The organism is Serratia sp. K-E0102, from assembly GCF_029962625.1.
GTDB classification, from domain to species: Bacteria; Pseudomonadota; Gammaproteobacteria; order Enterobacterales; family Enterobacteriaceae; genus Serratia; species Serratia sarumanii.
Map to the genome: position 1 here is coordinate 2860889 of NZ_CP124754.1, position 18891 is coordinate 2879779.

Annotated in this window: 19 protein-coding genes and 2 tRNA genes; 12 read left to right on the plus strand and 9 right to left on the minus strand. The window is 58.7% G+C overall.

Translation table 11 applies throughout. The features are described 5' to 3' along the window. Window positions 1-115 precede the first annotated feature (115 nt). On the minus strand, window positions 116-1129 hold the full coding sequence (gene rssB, locus SSARUM2_RS13660) for a two-component system response regulator RssB (RefSeq protein ID WP_060452598.1): 1014 nt from the start codon (window positions 1127-1129) through the stop codon (window positions 116-118). 103 nt (window positions 1130-1232) lie between these two features. Next, window positions 1233-2135 (minus strand): patatin-like phospholipase RssA, encoded by a 903-nt coding sequence (gene rssA, locus SSARUM2_RS13665; protein WP_041035415.1) that lies wholly within the window; start codon window positions 2133-2135, stop codon window positions 1233-1235. 118 nt (window positions 2136-2253) lie between these two features. Here rssA and SSARUM2_RS13670 point away from each other — a divergent pair, with 118 nt between their 5' ends. From SSARUM2_RS13670 to SSARUM2_RS13700, 7 genes are all read left to right on the plus strand, one after another. Continuing rightward, window positions 2254-2718, plus strand: a complete 465-nt coding sequence (locus tag SSARUM2_RS13670; RefSeq protein ID WP_033634796.1) for a YchJ family protein — start codon at window positions 2254-2256, stop codon at window positions 2716-2718. A gap of 68 nt (window positions 2719-2786) precedes the next feature. Then, window positions 2787-3635: a formyltetrahydrofolate deformylase gene (purU, locus tag SSARUM2_RS13675; RefSeq protein ID WP_016927485.1), complete on the plus strand. Its 849-nt coding sequence runs from the start codon at window positions 2787-2789 to the stop codon at window positions 3633-3635. Window positions 3636-3810: 175 nt separating this feature from the next. Then, window positions 3811-3895 (plus strand) — tRNA-Tyr (locus SSARUM2_RS13680). 96 nt (window positions 3896-3991) lie between these two features. Next, window positions 3992-4076: transfer RNA gene (locus tag SSARUM2_RS13685), tRNA-Tyr, on the plus strand. Between the two features lie 179 nt (window positions 4077-4255). After that, window positions 4256-4828 carry a TIGR00730 family Rossman fold protein gene (locus tag SSARUM2_RS13690; protein WP_004932190.1) on the plus strand — a complete coding sequence of 191 codons (573 nt, stop codon included), beginning with the start codon at window positions 4256-4258 and terminating at the stop codon, window positions 4826-4828. Window positions 4829-4929: 101 nt separating this feature from the next. Then, entirely contained in the window at window positions 4930-5736 is an 807-nt protein-coding gene (gene xthA / locus SSARUM2_RS13695) for an exodeoxyribonuclease III (RefSeq protein ID WP_033647602.1), read from the plus strand. 44 nt (window positions 5737-5780) lie between these two features. Beyond that, on the plus strand, window positions 5781-6182 hold the full coding sequence (locus SSARUM2_RS13700; RefSeq protein ID WP_060438583.1) for a pyrimidine (deoxy)nucleoside triphosphate diphosphatase: 402 nt from the start codon (window positions 5781-5783) through the stop codon (window positions 6180-6182). Between the two features lie 21 nt (window positions 6183-6203). Here the strand turns inward: SSARUM2_RS13700 and SSARUM2_RS13705 are convergent, their stop codons facing one another. The 5 genes from SSARUM2_RS13705 to SSARUM2_RS13725 all read right to left on the minus strand — a co-directional run bounded on the left by SSARUM2_RS13705 (window position 6204) and on the right by SSARUM2_RS13725 (window position 11292). Continuing rightward, window positions 6204-6500: a YnjH family protein gene (locus tag SSARUM2_RS13705; RefSeq protein ID WP_041035422.1), complete on the minus strand. Its 297-nt coding sequence runs from the start codon at window positions 6498-6500 to the stop codon at window positions 6204-6206. Beyond that, window positions 6497-8422: a DNA topoisomerase III gene (locus SSARUM2_RS13710; RefSeq protein ID WP_033647606.1), complete on the minus strand. Its 1926-nt coding sequence runs from the start codon at window positions 8420-8422 to the stop codon at window positions 6497-6499. The genes SSARUM2_RS13705 and SSARUM2_RS13710 overlap by 4 nt, the downstream gene beginning before the upstream one ends. Next, the gene (gene mnmH / locus SSARUM2_RS13715) at window positions 8422-9531 is read right to left on the minus strand and encodes a tRNA 2-selenouridine(34) synthase MnmH (RefSeq protein ID WP_060418874.1); all 1110 of its coding nucleotides are present in this window, start codon (window positions 9529-9531) and stop codon (window positions 8422-8424) included. Before mnmH ends, SSARUM2_RS13710 begins: the two co-directional genes overlap by 1 nt. Window positions 9532-9539: 8 nt before the next feature. Continuing rightward, complete coding sequence (gene selD, locus SSARUM2_RS13720) at window positions 9540-10583, minus strand: selenide, water dikinase SelD (RefSeq protein WP_033654374.1); 1044 nt, start codon at window positions 10581-10583, stop codon at window positions 9540-9542. Window positions 10584-10740: 157 nt separating this feature from the next. Next, a complete protein-coding gene (locus SSARUM2_RS13725; protein ID WP_060438581.1) occupies window positions 10741-11292 on the minus strand; it encodes an NAD(P)H nitroreductase in 552 nt (183 codons plus the stop codon). 160 nt (window positions 11293-11452) lie between these two features. On the opposite strand from SSARUM2_RS13725, the gene sppA reads away from it, so the two are divergent. From sppA to SSARUM2_RS13745, 4 genes are all read left to right on the plus strand, one after another. Beyond that, a complete protein-coding gene (gene sppA / locus SSARUM2_RS13730; protein ID WP_033634806.1) occupies window positions 11453-13309 on the plus strand; it encodes a signal peptide peptidase SppA in 1857 nt (618 codons plus the stop codon). A 93-nt stretch (window positions 13310-13402) separates the two neighbouring features. Then, on the plus strand, window positions 13403-14419 hold the full coding sequence (gene ansA, locus SSARUM2_RS13735; protein ID WP_033638505.1) for an asparaginase: 1017 nt from the start codon (window positions 13403-13405) through the stop codon (window positions 14417-14419). Window positions 14420-14441: 22 nt separating this feature from the next. Then, the gene (gene pncA / locus SSARUM2_RS13740) at window positions 14442-15074 is read left to right on the plus strand and encodes a bifunctional nicotinamidase/pyrazinamidase (RefSeq protein WP_033654376.1); all 633 of its coding nucleotides are present in this window, start codon (window positions 14442-14444) and stop codon (window positions 15072-15074) included. Between the two features lie 231 nt (window positions 15075-15305). Next, window positions 15306-16583 (plus strand): glycoside hydrolase family 18 protein, encoded by a 1278-nt coding sequence (locus SSARUM2_RS13745; protein ID WP_060452597.1) that lies wholly within the window; start codon window positions 15306-15308, stop codon window positions 16581-16583. Window positions 16584-16629: 46 nt separating this feature from the next. On the opposite strand, the gene SSARUM2_RS13750 is transcribed toward SSARUM2_RS13745, so the two are convergent. Together SSARUM2_RS13750 and msrB are read right to left on the minus strand one after the other, a co-directional pair. After that, complete coding sequence (locus SSARUM2_RS13750; protein ID WP_033634809.1) at window positions 16630-16902, minus strand: DUF1315 family protein; 273 nt, start codon at window positions 16900-16902, stop codon at window positions 16630-16632. Window positions 16903-16965: 63 nt separating this feature from the next. Next, on the minus strand, window positions 16966-17379 hold the full coding sequence (gene msrB / locus SSARUM2_RS13755; protein ID WP_004932219.1) for a peptide-methionine (R)-S-oxide reductase MsrB: 414 nt from the start codon (window positions 17377-17379) through the stop codon (window positions 16966-16968). A 348-nt stretch (window positions 17380-17727) separates the two neighbouring features. Here msrB and gapA point away from each other — a divergent pair, with 348 nt between their 5' ends. Continuing rightward, on the plus strand, window positions 17728-18723 hold the full coding sequence (gene gapA, locus SSARUM2_RS13760; protein ID WP_004932222.1) for a glyceraldehyde-3-phosphate dehydrogenase: 996 nt from the start codon (window positions 17728-17730) through the stop codon (window positions 18721-18723). Window positions 18724-18891: the final 168 nt, after the last annotated feature.

The window sequence follows — 18891 nt, forward strand, 5'->3', positions numbered from 1 at the left end:
CGGAACACAAATAGAAAACATTTAGGACTATTACCCGTTCGGATAATCGGGAGAATAAATAAACGGTTTAATTACCGATAAGTGAATAGCTTAAGATCTCGCCGATCGCTGCCTGTTATTCAGCGCTGAGCATCAGCCGCAATCGGCCACCGCTGCCCCATACCTGACACTGCCAGGCGGTACAGCGCTGACTGATCTGATTCATATAGGTAGCTCCCAGCGTCCCCAGCGGCACGCCGTTGTTCAGCTGGATTTGATTGTCACCGGTATTGACGTTGGCATGCAGCCCGGCGGAAACCAGGATCAGGTTTTTATTTTCGGTGTGATAATATCCCAACAACAGAGGGAATTGACCGTCTAATTTCCCCTGCCGCAATAATTGATTAACCTGCTTTAACAATGCCGACATTTGCGGCAGACGATGCTGTTGATTAGCCAGATGATCTTGCAGCAGCCCATTAAATAACGCGCGCAACAGCAAAGCCGCCAATACGCCATTATCGCCGGCGCGCGTGACGTCCAGACAATAGAATGCCAGATCCTTTTCTGACAAGGCGGCGATATCCAGCACCAGGCCGGGATTTTCGCCGGTGGTTAACTGCCGATAGTTGATCCGGCAATGCGCAATGGTCTGCTGTACCGGCGGCTGCAATTGTTTAAGCAGTTTGACGGCTTCGGAAGGATTTTTGCTCAGCGCATCCCAATCCTGAAACAGTTCAACCTCTTCAATCGCCTGGGAGGTGAACATATTGGGGTATAAGCACGCCAGCACCGCTTCACGCAGGCGGTTGAGATCGGTCAGCGGCTTGAGCAGCACATCCTGCACGCCCAACCGCAGCACCTTGGCGATGTCCGCCATCTTGTCGGTGGCCGAGATCACCAGCACCGGGATCTGTACCCCCTGCAAACGCAGGTGTTCAACGAATTCGATACCGCCCATTTCCGGCATCGCGAGATCGCACAGGATCAGATCCGGCTTGAAGTCATCGACGGCACTCAACGCCTGTAAACCGTTGGTCGCCTCGCCGGTTTCAGCGCCCAGCGAGGCCAAATAACCGACCAGCACCGAACGAAAAACCTGTTCGTCCTCAACGATCAAGATGCGCTTGTGAGTAAGTGGTAATGCCATCAGCCGAGCCTCGTCCCTTTCCATAGTGTAATAGTGGCTCAAAAAGGTCACTTATGCTCGTCTGAAACAGACTGACCGCGCAATGCCAACCGAGAACCGAGAATTATCTATTTTTTATCAACGGCAACAACCGATCCAGTTGTTTTTCCACCGCCAGCAATCCCGCTTCGATCGCTTCATTGGCGCGGTGGAAATCCAGCGTCGAGATTTGCGGGCAAAAAGGTTGAATCAGCACATCCGGCGGATCGCTCGCCATCCGGTTGCGCTTCAGGCGATTTTCCAGCATTTGAATCGAGGTGCCCATGACCTCCATCGCCGTGGGCGCCGTCGCCGGTTTGCGCTGCCGCATTCTGCCGATGCGCTCCCGCAGACGCCCGCGCCAGGTGGCCGCAGGCGCATCTTCCGGGCTTTCTTCCTCGATACGTATCGAGAACAGATCCTGCTGCATCAGGTGCGCGTCATGCTGCAGATCGACCGCGATGACGATATCGGCGCCCATGGCGCGGCAAAGCGACACCGGCACCGGATTGACCACCGCGCCATCCACCAGCCAATAGCCGTCGGCCCACACCGGTGCCAACAGGCCAGGCATGCTGCAGGAGGCGCGTATCGCCTGATGAATATCGCCTTCGGTCAGCCACAGCTCACGCCCGGTGCTGAGATTGGTCGTCACGGCGCCGAACTTCAGCGCACATTCAGCGATATCATTGATCTTCAACAACTGTCCGACGGCGTTAAACACCCGCTCGCCGCGCAACAGGCCGCCACGGTGCCAGGAAAAATCCATCAGGCGAATCACGTCCCAATAGCTGAACGATCGCACCCACTGCTCCATCGCCGGCAGACGATGGCTGGCGAACGCCGCCCCCACCAACGCGCCGACGGAGCAACCGGCCACGATATCAACCTCAATCCCCAGTTTCTTTATCGCATTAATCACGCCGATGTGCGCCCAGCCTTTGGCCGAGCCCGCCCCCAGCGCCAGTCCGATCTTGATTTGCCGCATAGCGCCATCCTCGCGGTGAAAGGTGTTCTCTGCTTTCAGGGTAGATTGTCACTGACGAATATTGTTAGGTAACATATGCGCTAAATTCATTTTCTGCCTCGTGTTCTCAGGAGTTATTTTGCCCGAATCATGCCCATGCGGCAGCGGACAGGCGTATAACGCGTGCTGCGCCCCTTTTATCAGCGGCAATCAGCCGGCACCCACGCCCGGTCAGCTGATGCGTTCACGCTTCACCGCCTACGTGAGTCATAACGTCGACTATCTGATCGCCACCTGGCACCCCGACTGCGGCGCCGAAGCGTGGCGCAATGCAATCGTCGACAGCTTTAAAAATACCGAATGGTTAGGCCTGACGATCGTGGAAGAGAAAGCCGGTCATGAGCCGGATGAAGGCTTCGTCGAATTCATCGCCCGCTTTATCGATGGCGAAAGCGGCGAACCACAGGCGATGCATGAGCGCTCGCGCTTCCTTCGTCGCGATCAACGTTGGTATTATATCGACGGCACCAAACCCCAGCCCGGCAGAAATGCGATGTGTCCCTGTGGCTCAGGGAAAAAATACAAGAAGTGCTGCGGGCGCTAGCCGGCCGGCGCTTCACGTTTACGCCTGCGCAGACAGGCCGTTCAGTATCAGACAGGATCCTCAAACCCATGCCACACCAAAATGTACAACGGAAAGTGTTACGCACCATCTGCCCGGACGCCAAAGGGCTGATCGCCAAGATCACCAACATCTGTTACAAGCACGAACTCAATATCGTGCAGAATAATGAGTTCGTCGATCACCGCACCGGGCGTTTCTTCATGCGCACCGAGCTGGAAGGCATTTTCAACGACAACACGCTGCTGGCCGATCTGGACAGCGCGCTGCCGGAAGGTTCGCTGCGTGAGCTGCACAGCACCGGGCGCCGGCGCATCGTGGTGCTGGTCACCAAAGAGGCCCACTGCCTGGGCGATCTGTTGATGAAAAGCGCCTATGGCGGCCTCGACGTTGAAATCGCCGCCGTGATCGGCAACCACGACACGCTGCAATCGCTGGTGGAGCGTTTCGATATTCCTTTCCATCTGGTGAGCCACGAAGGCCTGACGCGTGAACAGCATGACCGCGAAATGACGGCCAAGATCGATCAATATCAGCCGGATTACGTGGTGCTGGCCAAATATATGCGCGTGCTGACCCCGGCCTTCGTGCAACATTATCCGAATCAGGTGATCAACATTCACCATTCGTTCCTGCCGGCGTTTATCGGCGCGCGCCCTTATCACCAGGCCTATGAGCGCGGGGTAAAAATCATCGGCGCCACCGCCCACTACGTTAACGACAATCTCGACGAAGGCCCGATCATCATGCAGGACGTGATCCACGTCGATCACACCTATTCCGCCGAGGATATGATGCGCGCCGGCCGCGACGTGGAGAAAAATGTGCTCAGCCGCGCGCTGTATCAGGTGCTGGCGCAGCGCGTCTTCGTCTACGGCAACCGCACCGTTATTCTGTAATCGCTCAATAAATCGGTGCATTTCGTTCAGGGATGCACCGCCAAGAATAAAAAAACGGCAAACGATTCATTTTCTGCATTTCAATGCTTTACACATCCGCTTCATTTGATATGATGCGCCCCGCTTACCGAGACAGCGCTCTCGCAAGCAAGGCCAGTTAAATAGCCATGTATATGGTGGGGTTCCCGAGCGGCCAAAGGGAGCAGACTGTAAATCTGCCGTCACTGACTTCGAAGGTTCGAATCCTTCCCCCACCACCATCTTCTCTCCGCCAGGAGCGAAGACGCAGTAAAGAAACCGGCCAGGTTTCTTCCGGATAAAACTGGAACGACAATTTGTAAATCCATGAATACCATGGTGGGGTTCCCGAGCGGCCAAAGGGAGCAGACTGTAAATCTGCCGTCACAGACTTCGAAGGTTCGAATCCTTCCCCCACCACCATCTCTTGCAGAATATTTCCAAATCGAATCATTATCCTCGCACCAATAAAACTCAAGCTATCTTCCCTTATTCACCGCTTTCACCCAGCCGTTTTGTTTGCTCTCATCCAACCGTAACTTGAACTAAGACCGACAATTCGCTATACCACTGGCTTCTTTTGCGCAGTAAGGAACAGGTGGATGCGAAACAATATTTGCGTTTTTTGTGGCGCCAGCGAAGGCGTCAATCCCGCTTATGCCGAGCAGGCTCGTCAACTGGGGCAGCTGCTGGCCGCACAGGGGCGCCGTTTAATCTACGGCGGCGGCAAAAAAGGATTGATGGGGATCGTGGCGGACGCGGTGTTGGCGGCGGGCGGTGAAGCTGTCGGCATTATCCCCGAGCGCCTGGTTGAAGCGGAAACCGCGCATCGCGGCCTGACTGAATTGGAAGTGGTGCCGGATATGCACACGCGCAAAGCCCGTATGGCGGCGCTGGCGGACAGTTTTATCGCCCTGCCCGGCGGCATCGGCACGCTGGAAGAGCTGTTTGAAATCTGGACCTGGGGGCAAATCGGCTATCACAACAAACCGGTCGGCCTGCTCAACGTCAACGGGTTCTACCGCCCGCTGAGCCAGTTCCTCGAGCACGTCGCCGATCAGGGCTTTATGCGCCACGACTACCTCGGCACCCTGCACATCAGTGAATCGGCGCAAACGCTGCTGCAACAGTTTGACGACTATCAACCCAAAAATTATGACCGCTGGGCGAAATAAAGCCGCTGCGCAGCCAGCGGTCCCGCCGCTGTCTGCGTTACATTTCCCGCCAAACTCTGCTACTATCACAGCACATTTTTATCGTGAAAACGGCACCGCTCATGAAGTTTGTCTCTTTTAATATCAATGGACTGCGCGCGCGTCCGCATCAGCTGGCGGCAATTATCGAACAGCACCAGCCCGACGTGATCGGCCTGCAAGAAACGAAAGTTCACGACGACATGTTCCCGCTGGAAGAAGTCAGCCAGCACGGCTATCACGTGTTCTATCACGGGCAAAAAGGCCATTACGGCGTAGCGCTGCTGACCAAAGCGGAGCCTCTGGCCGTGCGCCGCGGTTTCCCGACCGATGAAGAAGATGCGCAGCGTCGCATCATCATGGCCGATCTGGCTACGCCGCAGGGCACGCTGACGGTGATCAACGGCTACTTCCCGCAAGGTGAAAGCCGCGACCACCCGATCAAATTCCCGGCTAAAACACGCTTTTATCAGGATCTGCAAAACTACCTGGAGCAGCAGCTGTCGGCGGAATCCCCAGTGTTGATTATGGGTGACATGAACATCAGCCCAAGCGATTATGACATTGGCATCGGCGAAGACAGCCGCAAACGCTGGCTGCGCACCGGCAAGTGTTCCTTCCTGCCGGAAGAGCGCGAATGGATGGAACGCCTGCTGAACTGGGGGCTGGTGGACACCTACCGCCACGCCAACCCGGGGCGCAGCGACGAATTCTCGTGGTTCGACTACCGCTCCAAAGGGTTCGACGACAACCGCGGCCTGCGTATCGATCTGCTGCTGGCCAGCACCCCGCTGGCTTCGCGCTGCATCGCCACCGGCATCGATTACCAAACCCGTGGGATGGAGAAACCTTCCGACCATGCGCCGGTGTGGGCGGAATTTACGCTATAAACCCATCACCCCGGCGCTCGCCGGGGTTTTACTCTGTGAAGCCAATGAAAATTATCGACGTGGTAGCCGCCATTCTGGAACAGAACGGCCGCATTTTGCTGGCCCAGCGCGGCGCAGGCAGCGATCAGGCCGGTCTGTGGGAGTTTCCCGGCGGCAAGGTTGAAGCCGGCGAAAGCCAGCCAGAGGCGCTGGCGCGCGAGCTGGATGAAGAGTTGGGGATTTGCGCCCGTATCGGCGACCATGTGGGCAGCAATCAGTGGCAGCAAGGCGAACGCCTCATCCGGCTGCATGCCTGGCGAGTCGCGGAGTTCTCCGGTGAATTGCAGCTGCATTGCCACTCGGCGCTGGTCTGGGTCACGCCGCAACAGGCGCAGGAATACGCCCTGGCGCCCGCCGACGTTCCACTGCTGGCGGACTATATCGCCGCGCAAGACGATGCGCGCTGAGCGCGGCGATAGGTTACATCGTCACTTCTTCAATCGCACCCAAATCAAGGGGTTGGTGCCGATGGTGTTAGGCTCACGCACGCACTGCAGCACTTCCCCTTCGACTTTGAGCACCGCCCCTTCGGAATAATTCTGGTTCTGGTAGACACAACAGCGATTGCAGGGCTGCGCCGGCGGCGGATTGACGCCGCTTTTGGCCGTGCCCCAAATCTCCGGCGAAACCGGCAACACCACGTCCACATCGCCGCGATTGGCGGCGGCCAGGCCGGAAAACGCCAAGACAGCGGCGGCTAAAACCCCACTGAGTCCATGCTTCATTCACTCTTCTCCTGCGCCTTGCCGGCGCTTTTCCTGCGTTTTTTGCCCCCGCTGGAAGGCGGCGGCGGCAACCCACGAAACGCCATGCTCGCCCGGCTCTGCTTGGCCTGATAAATCAGCTCTTGCAGCGTGCCGACCAACGGCTGCATAAAGTCCTGATAGCGGCAGGATTTCTCGCTGATTTGCGTCAGCGTGGCTTCCCAGTTGGCCGTCATATCAGGACGCGCAGCAAGATCCGGCAGCGAGTGAATCAACGCGCGCCCGGTTTCGCTGGAGTGAATATAGCGCCCCTTCTTGTACAGAAACGCCCGTTTGAACAGCAATTCGATGATCCCCGCTCGCGTCGCTTCCGTACCTAAACCATCGGTCGCCCGCAGGATTTTCTTTAGCGCTTTATCTTGTACGAACCGCGCGATGCCGGTCATGGCCGACAACAGGCTGGCGTCGGTAAACGGCCGCGGCGGCTGCGTCTGGCGCTCCACCACTTCACCGCGCTCGCACAGCAGCTCATCGTCCTTGGCCACCACCGGCAGCGGCGCGCCTTCGTTTTCCTCGTCGCGCTCCTTGCTGCCCAGCAGCGTACGCCAACCGGCCTCCGCCAGGAAACGCGCCTTGGCGATGAATTTGCCGCCGGCGATATCCAGCTCGATCACGCATTTGCGGAACACCGCATCCGGACAGAACTGCATCAAGTACTGGCGCGCCACCAGCCCATACACATTCCGTTCATCCTGCGTCAGATTCACCTTGCCGGCGCGGGCGGTGGGAATAATGGCGTGGTGCGCATCGACCTTTTTATCGTCCCAGCAGCGGTTGCGGCGATCGCTGTCGATCACCGGCTGCGGATACAGCTCAGGCTGGTGCACGCTGATGGCGTTCAGCACCGCGTGGCGGCCGGCGAAATGTTCTTCCGGCAGATAGCGGCAGTCGGAACGCGGATAGGTGATCAATTTGTGGGTTTCGTACAGCCGCTGGCAAACGTCCAGCACCTGTTGCGCGCTGAGGTTATAGCGCCGGGCCGCCTCGATTTGCAGCGTAGAGAGCGAGAACGGCAGCGGCGCGGTATCTGATTCCCGTTTATCATTATAGGACGTGACCAGGGCCGGCTGCCCCTCGATGCGCTTGACCACGTGCTCCGCCAACGGCCGGTGCAGCAAACGCCCCTCTTCATCCTGATAAGGTTCGCAGGACTCGCTGGGTTGCCACAGCGCCACGAAGCGCTCTTCTTTCGGCGTGACGATGTGCGCCTTGACCTCAAAGAAGTCTTTTGGCACGAAGTTTTCGATCTCTTCATCGCGGCGCACCACCAATCCGAGCACCGGGGTCTGCACCCTGCCCACCGACAGCACGCCGTCGTAACCGGCGTTGCGGCCCAACAGCGTGTAGGCGCGGGTCATATTGATGCCGTACAGCCAGTCGGCGCGCGAACGCGCCAGCGCAGACACGCACAACGGAATGAAATCACGGTTGTCGCGCAGACGCTCGACAGCACGCTCCACCGCCTGCGGATTGAGATCGTTGATCAGACAGCGGCGCACGTTCTGGCGCTTCTCCGCCGTCAAATCCAGGTAGTCCAGCACCTCATCCACCAGCAGTTGCCCCTCGCGATCCGGGTCACCGGCGTGAACCACTTCATCGGCTTCGTGCAGCAACTTTTTAATCGCGTTGAGCTGTTTGCTGACCGAAGGGCGTGGCTGTAAGCGCCATTTTTCGGGGATGATTGGCAGATCCGCCAACGACCAGCGCGCATAGCGGCTGTCATAGGCGTCAGGCTGGGCCTGCTCCAACAGATGGCCGACGCACCAGGTCACCACGTCGTTGTTGCCACAGGCGATATAGCCGTCGCCGCGGCGATGCGGCTTGGGCAAGACGTCGGCAATGGCGCGCGCCAAACTCGGTTTCTCGGCTATGAACAGTCGCATTAATCACCGTTTTTCTGGCTGAACGTCATCAAGAATTCTCTTACTTCTGCATAGTTCCCGCGGAAGACGATCCGCTGGGCTTTCTTTTCCAACTGATAGCAATACATCGGATCGTAGTACTGCTGCAACAGAGGCGCCAACCACTCGCGGTGCGCGTCGCCCTCGCCGCTGAGGCGCTGCGCCCGCAGCGCCGCCTCCAGCCGCTGCGTCAACTGCTGGAAGCGCTCCAGGCCCAAACGGCGGCGAATGGCGAACAGGCCATGATGCAAATAGTCGTCGTACTGCCGCCAGCCCTCTTCCATGCCATAGGCCTGTTCGAACTGTTCGCGCATACCGTCGATATATTCGGCCTGCAGGCGCGCCAGACGAATATCGAACGGATCGTCGATCACCGCCACCGGCGCCTGCTGCATGCCGTTGAACAACGGCAACGGCAGATTGTTGCTGCCGATGATCCGCCCTTCGTCTTCCAGCACCCAACGGCGGCTGCCACCATGCTGTTTTTTCAGCAATAACACAGCCAGACGATTCTCAAAATCTATCTGCGAGCTCTGCCCCGCCAGCGTTCGGCCAAAAGATGAACCGCGATGGCGCGCCGCGCCTTCCAGATCGACGCCGTCGGCCAGTTCGTTGACCAGCAGCGTCTTGCCGCTGCCGGTATTGCCGCCCACCAGGGCCATCGGCAATTGCGCGCTTTGCGTCAGTACACCGAGCAGATAATTGCGCAGCGCCTTATAACCGCCAGTGATACGCGGATAATCCACGCCGGCCTCGTGCAACCATTGCTGCACCAGCTGCGAGCGCAGCCCGCCGCGGAAGCAGTAAATATAGCCTTCGGGCCGCGCTGCGCAGGCCGCCAGCCAGGCGGCGGTGCGCTGTTCGCGCAGTTTGCCGTTCACCAGGCTGTGGCCGAGCGCGATCGCCGCCTGCTGCCCATGCTGCTTATAGCAGGTGCCGACCGCCTGGCGTTCGCTGTCGATCATCAGCGGTAAATTCACCGCCTGTGCGAAGGCGCCCTGCTGAAATTCGATCGGTGCGCGCACGTCAATCAGCGGCACGTCCTGCAGGAAAATGCGTGGGTAATCGTCGCTGTCCGGCCTTCCTTGCATGTGGGACACTACACGACCTCGATCAGTGGCTGCCCGGTCTGTGCGGCATGCAATTCACCGATAGCGTTGAGGGTGATACCGTGCTGCCCGGCAATCGCCAGCACCTGCGCTTCCGCCTCTGGCAATACCGCCAACAGCAAGCCGCCGGAGGTTTGTGGATCGCACAGCAGCTGGCGCTGCAAATCGCTCATCTCGCCCACCAGATGGCCATAGCTGTCGAAGTTGCGCCCGGTGCCGCCCGGCACGCACCCTTCGGCGATATACGCCTCGACGTCCGGCAGCTTCGGCACCCGATCGAACCAGACCGTCGCCTGCAGACCGGAGCCCTGGCACACCTCGCTCAGGTGGCCCAGCAGGCCAAAACCGGTGATATCGGTCATCGCCGTGACGCCCGCCACCTCGGCAAAGTCGGCGCCCGGCTTGTTCAGGCGGCACATCACTTCGGTCGCCAGGCCCTGATGCTCAGTGCGCAGTTTGCTTTGTTTCTCGGCGGTCGTGAGCACGCCGATGCCCAGCGGCTTGGTCAGATAGAGTTTCGCCCCGGCCTGTGCCGCGCTGTTTTTCTTCACCCGTTCGGTATTGACCACGCCGGTGACCGCCAGGCCGAAAATAGGTTCCGGCGCATCGATGGAATGGCCGCCGGCCAGCGCGATCCCCGCCTGCTGGCAGGCGAAACGCCCGCCGTCGATCACCTGCTGCGCCACCTCCGGCGGCAGTTTGGCGATCGGCCAGCCGAGAATGGCGATCGCCATGATCGGTTTGCCGCCCATCGCATACACGTCGCTGATGGCGTTGGCGGCCGCAATGCGGCCGAAATCGAACGGATCGTCGACGATCGGCATGAAAAAGTCAGTGGTGCTGATGATGCCGACGCCGTTGCCGATGTCGTACACCGCCGCGTCGTCGCGGGTTTCATTGCCGACCAACAGGCGCGGATCGACAAACTTTTCTCGCTCGCTGTGCAAGATGGTTTCGAGAACTTTCGGTGAGATTTTGCAGCCGCAGCCAGCGCCATGGCTGTACTGGGTTAAACGGATCGCTGGCGATGTCATAGTCCACTCCCTTCGGTAACGGCACTCAAGATAACATAGGGTAGCGCTTGCCGAAGGGATTGATAAGAGCGCGCCAGCGATAAGCGAACGGCCTGCTCAGAAACCATGCGATTTTGCGGGGTTTGGCGCATTTTCGCCGCGCCCCGCGGGAGAAAACTCAGAAATAGCTGACGAAAGGCGTGCTGTCCGGCGGCGTCACCTTGGTGGCGGCCTTCAGCTGCGGCGTGCCCAGATAGAGGAAACCGACGATCTCGTCCTGCTCGCGGCAGCCGAAGGCTTCGCGCACCAGCGCATGCTCGGTCCAGGCGCCGGTGCGCCAGATGCCGTTAAAGCCCTGCGCCAGCGCCGCCATCTGCATCGCCTGCACCGCGCAACCGGCGGAAACCACCTGCTCCCAGCGCGGCACCTTGGTCTCTTCAGTGCAGTGCGCAATGACGGTGATGATCAGCGGCGCGCGGAACGGCGCCTTGGTGGCCTTTTCGATCGCCGCTTCGTCCAGTTGATCCTGTTTCGCCGCCGCCTGCAGCAGCTGGCTGAAGCGCTCCAGACCCTGATTTTCGATCAACACGAAACGCCACGGCTGCAGCGCGCCGTGATCGGGCGCACGCAGGCCCGCGTTGATGATATTTTGGCGCACTTCCCCCGCCGGCGCCGGTTCCGCCAGGCGCGAAGCCGAGCGGCGATTCAATAAAAGATCCAGAGCATCCATCGTAAACTCCTGATAACAATTTTCATTCCGGCCACGTTAACATAGCTAAACGACGAGTTACAGCCTCGGCGATAGCGTCTGTGTGCCACGATTTAAAGCTGACATTTCCCCGGCCGCTCATTAGGATAGCGGAACATTCTCGACTCTTGTTGGAGAGCACATGCGCACATTGTGGCAAATTATTGCCGGCATTTTCCGGTGGACATGGCGTCTGCTGAATTTTATCAGGGAACTGATCCTTAACCTGTTCCTGGTCTTGCTGATCCTGGTTGGGGTTGGCATCTATCTGTCCTTCCAAAGTTCCTCCACCACGACGGCTCCGGCGCGCGGCGCGCTGCTGGTCGATTTAAGCGGCGTGGTGGTCGATCAGCCCTCGGTAAACAACCGGGTGCGGCAATGGGGCCGCGAGCTGTTGGGCGCCTCCAGCAGCCGTCTGCAGGAAAACTCGCTGTTCGACGTGGTCGATAGCATCCGCAAGGCCAAAGACGATAAAAACATTACCGGCATGGTGTTGCAACTGAATGACTTCGTCGGCGCCGATCAGCCGTCGCTGCGCTATATCGGCAAGGCGCTGCGCGAGTTCCGCGACAGCGGCAAGCCGATCTTCGCCATCGGCGACAGCTACAACCAGACGCAATACTTCCTGGCCAGCTACGCCAACAAGGTCTATCTGTCGCCGCAGGGCGCGGTCGATCTGCACGGTTTCGCCACCAACAACCTGTATTACAAGTCGTTGCTGGACATGCTCAAGGTCACCACCAATATCTTCCGCGTCGGCACCTATAAATCGGCGGTCGAACCGCTGATCCGCGACGATATGTCTCCGGCGGCGCGCGAAGCGGACAGCCGCTGGATTGGCGGCCTGTGGCAGAACTATCTGGAAACCGTCGCGGCCAACCGCCAGCTGACGCCACAGCAGCTGTTCCCGGGTGCCGCCGGCGTGCTGAGCGGCCTGCAGGCGGCCGGTGGCGACACCGCTCGCTATGCGCTGGACAATAAGCTGGTGGACGAGCTGGCCTCGCGCACCGCGATCGAAAATCAGCTGGTCAAGACCTTCGGCTGGGATAAACAAGCGAACGATTTCAACGCCATCAGCATCTACGACTACCAGCCGAAGCCGGACGCCAATCAGGGCGGCAAGATCGCCGTGGTCTTCGCCAACGGCGCCATCATGGACGGCCCGCAGACGCCGGGTAACGTCGGGGGTGATACCACCGCCGCCGAACTGCGTCAGGCCCGTCTGGATCCGGCCATCAAGGCCGTGGTGTTCCGCGTCAACAGCCCGGGCGGCAGCGTCAGCGCATCCGAAGTGATCCGTTCCGAACTGGCCGCCGTGCGCGCCGCTGGCAAACCGGTGGTGGTTTCGATGGGCGGCATGGCCGCGTCGGGCGGCTACTGGGTTTCGACGCCGGCCGACTACATCATCGCCAGCCCGAGCACCCTGACCGGTTCCATCGGCATTTTCGGCATCATCAACACCTACGAGAAAACCCTGGATACGCTGGGCGTGCACACCGATGGCGTGGCGACCTCGCCGCTGGCCGACATTGCGGTCACCAAGGCGCTGCCGCAGGAGTTCTCGCAGATGATGCAGCTGAACATCGAAAACGGGTATAAGAACTTCCTCGATTTGGTCGCCAAATCGCGCAAGATGACCCCGCAGCAGGTTGACCAAATCGCCCAAGGCCACGTCTGGCTCGGCAGCGACGCCAAGGCCAACGGCCTGGTCGATCAATTGGGCGATTTCGACGACGCGGTGAAAAAAGCCGCCGAGCTCGCGAAGCTGCAGCAGTGGCAGCTCAACTGGTTCGTCGATACCCCAAGCCTGAGCGATATGGTGCTCAGCCAGTTCGGCGTTTCCGTTCACGCCATGCTGCCGGCGGCGATTCAGGCCATGCTGCCCGCTCCGCTGGCCTCGGTCGCCAACGCGGTGAAAGAACAGCCGGGTTTGTTCAATAACCTGAACGATCCGCAAAACCGTTATGCGATCTGTCTCACCTGCGGAGAAGTCCGCTAACAAATTATTCTGCAGCCCGGCCATCGCCGGGCTTTTTTTCTGCCGCCATGCCCCTATAATTCAGCCCATCTTATCTTTGTTAAAATCATGACCATGCAAAAGAAATCCATTTACGTCGCCTACACCGGCGGCACCATCGGCATGCAGCGTTCCGATCACGGCTATATCCCGGTTTCCGGCCACCTGCAGCGCCAGCTGGCGCTGATGCCCGAATTCCATCGCCCGGAAATGCCGGATTTCACCATTCATGAATATGCGCCATTGATTGACTCTTCGGATATGACACCGGAAGACTGGCAGCACATCGCCGACGACATCAAGCAGAACTACGATCGGTACGACGGCTTCGTGATCCTGCACGGCACCGACACCATGGCGTTCACCGCGTCGGCACTCTCCTTCATGCTGGAAAACCTGGCTAAACCGGTGATCGTCACCGGCTCGCAGATTCCGCTGGCGGAGCTGCGTTCCGATGGCCAGACCAACCTGCTCAACGCGCTGTATCTGGCGGCCAACCATCCGGTGAATGAAGTCAGCCTGTTCTTCAACAACAAGCTGTTCCGCGGCAACCGCACCACCAAAGCGCACGCCGACGGCTTCGACGCCTTCGCCTCCCCGAATCTGCCGCCGCTGCTGGAAGCCGGTATTCACATTCGCCGCCAGCAAGGCATCGACAGCCCGCCATGCAACGGCGCGCTGCGGGTGCACGACATTACGCCGCAGCCGATCGGCGTGGTCACTATCTATCCGGGCATTTCCGGCGCGGTGGTGCGCAACTTCCTGCTGCAGCCGGTCAAAGCGCTGATCCTGCGTTCCTACGGCGTCGGCAACGCGCCGCAGAAGGCCGAGCTGATCGACGAGTTGCGCGCGGCTTCAGAACGCGGCATCGTGGTGGTGAACCTGACGCAGTGCATCTCCGGGCGCGTCAATATGGAAGGCTACGCCACCGGCAACGCGCTGGCGCACGCCGGGGTGATCAGCGGTTTCGACATGACGGTGGAAGCCGCCCTGACCAAGCTGCACTACCTGCTGAGCCAACCGCTGACGCCGGAACAAATCCGCGCCCTGATGCAGCAAGACCTGCGCGGCGAACTGAGCATCAACGGTTAACCTACTGAACTCTGGAGCGGCGATGAAAACGGCCCTGTTGTTGATCGATCTGCAAAACGATTTCTGCCCCGGCGGCGCGCTGGCGGTCACTGCGGGCGACGCCGTCATCCCGGTGGCCAATCAGGCGATCGCCGCCTGTCTCGCGCGTGGCGAGCCGGTGGTGGCCAGCCAGGACTGGCATCCCGCCAATCACCGTAGTTTTGCGGTGAACTCCCATGCGCAGGTCGGCACCCTCGGCGAGCTGGAAGGCCTGCCGCAGGTATGGTGGCCGGTGCACTGCGTGCAAGGGAGCCACGGCGCCGATTTTCACCCCCAGTTACAGCGGCAACATATCAATGCCGTTTTTCGCAAAGGGCAGGATACGGATATCGACAGCTACAGCGCATTCTTCGATAACGGCCACCGAGCGCAGACCGAACTGCACGGCTGGCTGCAATCGCAGGGCGTCCGGCGGCTGGCAATCATGGGCCTGGCGACCGACTACTGCGTGAAGTTCAGCGTGCTGGATGCGCTGGCTGCCGGCTATCCAACGCAGGTGATCGTCGACGGCTGCCGCGGCGTGAATCTGCAGCCGGACGACAGCGAGCGGGCGCTGCAGGACATGGCGTGCGCCGGTGCGCAACTGGTTACCCTGTCACAATTCCTCGCCAACTAAATCCTCCAGGGCGCCATCAGCGCCTTCTCCGAGCGGCGGCGAAACTTCGACGCCGCTCACAATATCGCCCTTCTTCTCCGCCAGCCGCTTGTGGGCAGCAGGCGCTTTTGCTGTTATGGCTGCGACGCTTTTGGCGTCAATCGGTTATACGCATCCGGGGCCCACTGAGCCCGGCTTTATTGTGACCGCCTCAGGCGGTACGGTCGGCCTTGCCGACCCAAGGAGAAAGACATGAAAATAACCCGAAAACTGCTGCCTTTACTGGCGGCGGTGCAGTTGGCTATGGCCGGCGCAGGCACGGCCCAAGCGGCTTATCTCTCCGTTGGCTACTTCAACGGCGGCGGCGACGTCACCGCCGGCCCCGGTGGCGACATCGACAAGCTGGACGTCACGCAAATCACCCACCTCAACTATTCGTTCGGCCTGATCTACAACGGTGAGAAAGACGAAGCCAATGCAGCGCTGAAAGACCCCGCTCGCCGCCACCAGATCTACCTGTCGCCGAAGGTCACGGCCGATCTGCAACGGCTGCCGATACTGCGTAAACAGAACCCCGAGCTGAAAGTGCTGCTGTCGGTCGGCGGCTGGGGCGCACGGGGTTTCTCCGGTGCCGCGGCAACTGCGGAAAACCGGGCGATATTCATCCGCTCCGCGCTGCAGGTAATCGCCCAGTATCAGCTGGATGGCATCGATCTGGACTGGGAATATCCGGTGAACGGCGCATGGGGGCTGGTGGAAAGCCAACCGGCGGATCGCGACAACTTCACCCTGCTGTTGAAAGAGCTTCACCAGGCGCTGGGTAAAGGCAAGCTGTTAACCATCGCCGTCGGGGCCAACGTCAAAAGCCCGCAGGAATGGGTCGATGTGAAAAGCATTGCCCCTTACCTCGACTACATCAATCTGATGACCTACGACATGGCTTACGGCACGCAGTACTTCAATGCCAACCTGTACGATTCAAAGCGTTGGCCAACCGTGGCGGCCGCCGATCGCTACAGCGCCGATTTCGTGGTCAAGAATTATCTGGCTGCCGGCCTGAAACCGGCGCAGATGAACCTGGGCATCGGTTTCTACGGCCGGGTTCCGAAACGGGCGACCGAGGCGGGTATCGACTGGGACAAGCCGGACGCCGCCAAACATCCGGTGACGCAACCTTACTTCAGCGCGCGAGAAACCGCCCTGTTCAGCGCGCTGGGGCTGGATCTCAGCAAAGACACTTACTTTAAATACCACGATATCGTCAGTAAATTGCTCAACGATCCGCAGCATCGTTTTCGCGAGCACTGGGATGGCGACGCCAAAGTGCCTTACCTGACGCTGCAATCCGCCGAAGGCAAGCCGCTGTTCGCAATCTCCTACGAGAATCCGCGTTCGGTGGCCATCAAGGCCGAATACATCAAAAGTCAGGGATTGGGCGGTGCGATGTTCTGGGAATACGGCGCGGATGACGACAACCGGCTGGCGCAGCAGCTGGCGGAATCGCTGGGGATTAAGGGCGAAAAACGGTGAATCGACGGGGCGATGGCGACATCGCCCCGCTTTCTTAAGGGAAGCCTTACTGCGGTTTGAGTTTGGCCAACGGCTCGGCAACGAACTGCTGTTTCAGCTCTTGCTTGCTTTTCATCACGATCTGCCCGTCGGTGCCGATGCTCATGTGCTGCGGATCGACGTTGTTCATCGACTGCCACAGCATCACCGCCTGCAGGCTGTTTTCTTTTTGCTCCGGCGTCAGCGCCACGCCGTCCGGCCATTTGCCCAGCTCAACCGCCTGTACCAGGCGCTGGTATATCTCGGGCGTCATCGCCGCAATCAGATCTTTCACGTCCATCAGAGCCCTTCTCGCTTACGGATGAATAATTAGCTGAATCGATTTTGTTGGTTAAATTACCACTTAACCGGCCGTTTGGTCGCCATTTTCGCCATCGGTAAAGCTCAGTGAAGCGGAATTGACGCAGTAGCGATCGCCGGTCGGCTGCGGGCCATCGGGGAAAACGTGCCCCAGGTGTGCGTCGCAATGGCCACAGCGGATTTCAACACGATGCATATTATGTGAATTATCATCAAGATAACGGATAGCATCGGCGGAAACCGGCTCATAAAAGCTCGGCCAGCCGCAGCCGGAATCGTATTTGGTTTCGGAATAGAACAGCGGCTGGTTACAGCACAGGCAATGGTACACGCCCTCGCGCTTGTTGTGCAGCAATTTGCCGCTGAACGGCGCTTCGGTGCCGCGCTGTTGCGTCACATAACGTTGGATTTCATTCAGTTCCGTGACCGGATGACCGGGGGTTGTCTCTTTAGCCATTTGTGCTTATCTCTGAATGTGGATAATGTCAACGAAAACAATGATTAATAATAACAAAAAATTAACACCACTGCAGGGGTTTTTGGCCTAAACTGTAGCCCATAAAGGCCACGTCACGATGATATGTGATAGCGATCACACATCTTGCGTATGCTGACTTTATACTTGGCGGCTTGTCCCCATATAACGGATGAGGCCGAGCGCAAATGGACTGTGCAATAAGCGTGCAAAACCACCCTTCCGGTTTGACTTGCCGCAAGAATTGACACGATTCCGCTTGACGCTGGGTAAGGTTTTTGTAATTTTACAACCAACCTTTTATTCACTAACAAATAGCTGGTGGAATATATGACTATCAAAGTAGGTATCAACGGTTTTGGCCGTATCGGTCGCATTGTTTTCCGTGCTGCTCAAGAGCGTTCTGACATCGAGATCGTTGCAATCAACGACCTGTTGGACGCAGAGTACATGGCTTACATGCTGAAGTATGACTCTACTCACGGCCGTTTCAACGGTACGGTAGAAGTTAAAGACGGCCACCTGGTTGTTAACGGCAAAACCATCCGTGTTACCGCAGAGAAAGACCCGGCTAACCTGAAGTGGAACGAAGTGGGTGTTGACGTGGTTGCTGAAGCGACCGGTATCTTCCTGACCGACGAAACCGCACGTAAGCACATCACCGCTGGCGCCAAAAAAGTGGTTCTGACTGGCCCATCCAAAGATGCGACCCCAATGTTCGTGCGCGGCGCCAACTTTGACAAATATGCCGGCCAGGACATCGTGTCCAACGCCTCTTGCACCACCAACTGCCTGGCGCCACTGGCTAAAGTCATCAACGACAACTTCGGTATCGTTGAAGGCCTGATGACCACCGTTCACGCGACCACCGCAACTCAGAAAACCGTTGATGGCCCGTCCCACAAAGACTGGCGCGGCGGCCGCGGCGCATCCCAGAACATCATCCCTTCTTCTACCGGCGCAGCGAAAGCGGTTGGCGTTGTTCTGCCAGAGCTGAAAGGCAAACTGACCGGTATGGCGTTCCGCGTACCGACGCCAAACGTATCCGTTGTTGACCTGACCGTGCGTCTGGAAAAAGCGGCTACCTACGAAGAAATCAAGAAAGCCATCAAAGACGCCGCTGAAGGTTCTATGAAAGGCGTTCTGGGCTATGTTGAAGACGACGTGGTTTCCACCGATTTCAACGGCGAAGTGCTGACTTCCGTGTTCGATGCCAAAGCCGGTATCGCACTGAACGACAACTTCGTGAAACTGGTTTCCTGGTACGACAACGAAACCGGTTATTCCAACAAGGTTCTGGATCTGATCGCTCACATCTCCAAGTAATGGCATGATGTTAAGCTGATAATGAGGGCGACATTTTTGTCGCCCTTTTTTTACCCGTCATCTTTCGAGTCACCGCGTTGTTGGCTGCACACACTCATCCCAGTCACTTACTTAAGTAAGCTTCTGGGAGTTCCTGCACTTGCCGCCTAGCTGTGACCCGAAAGCTAT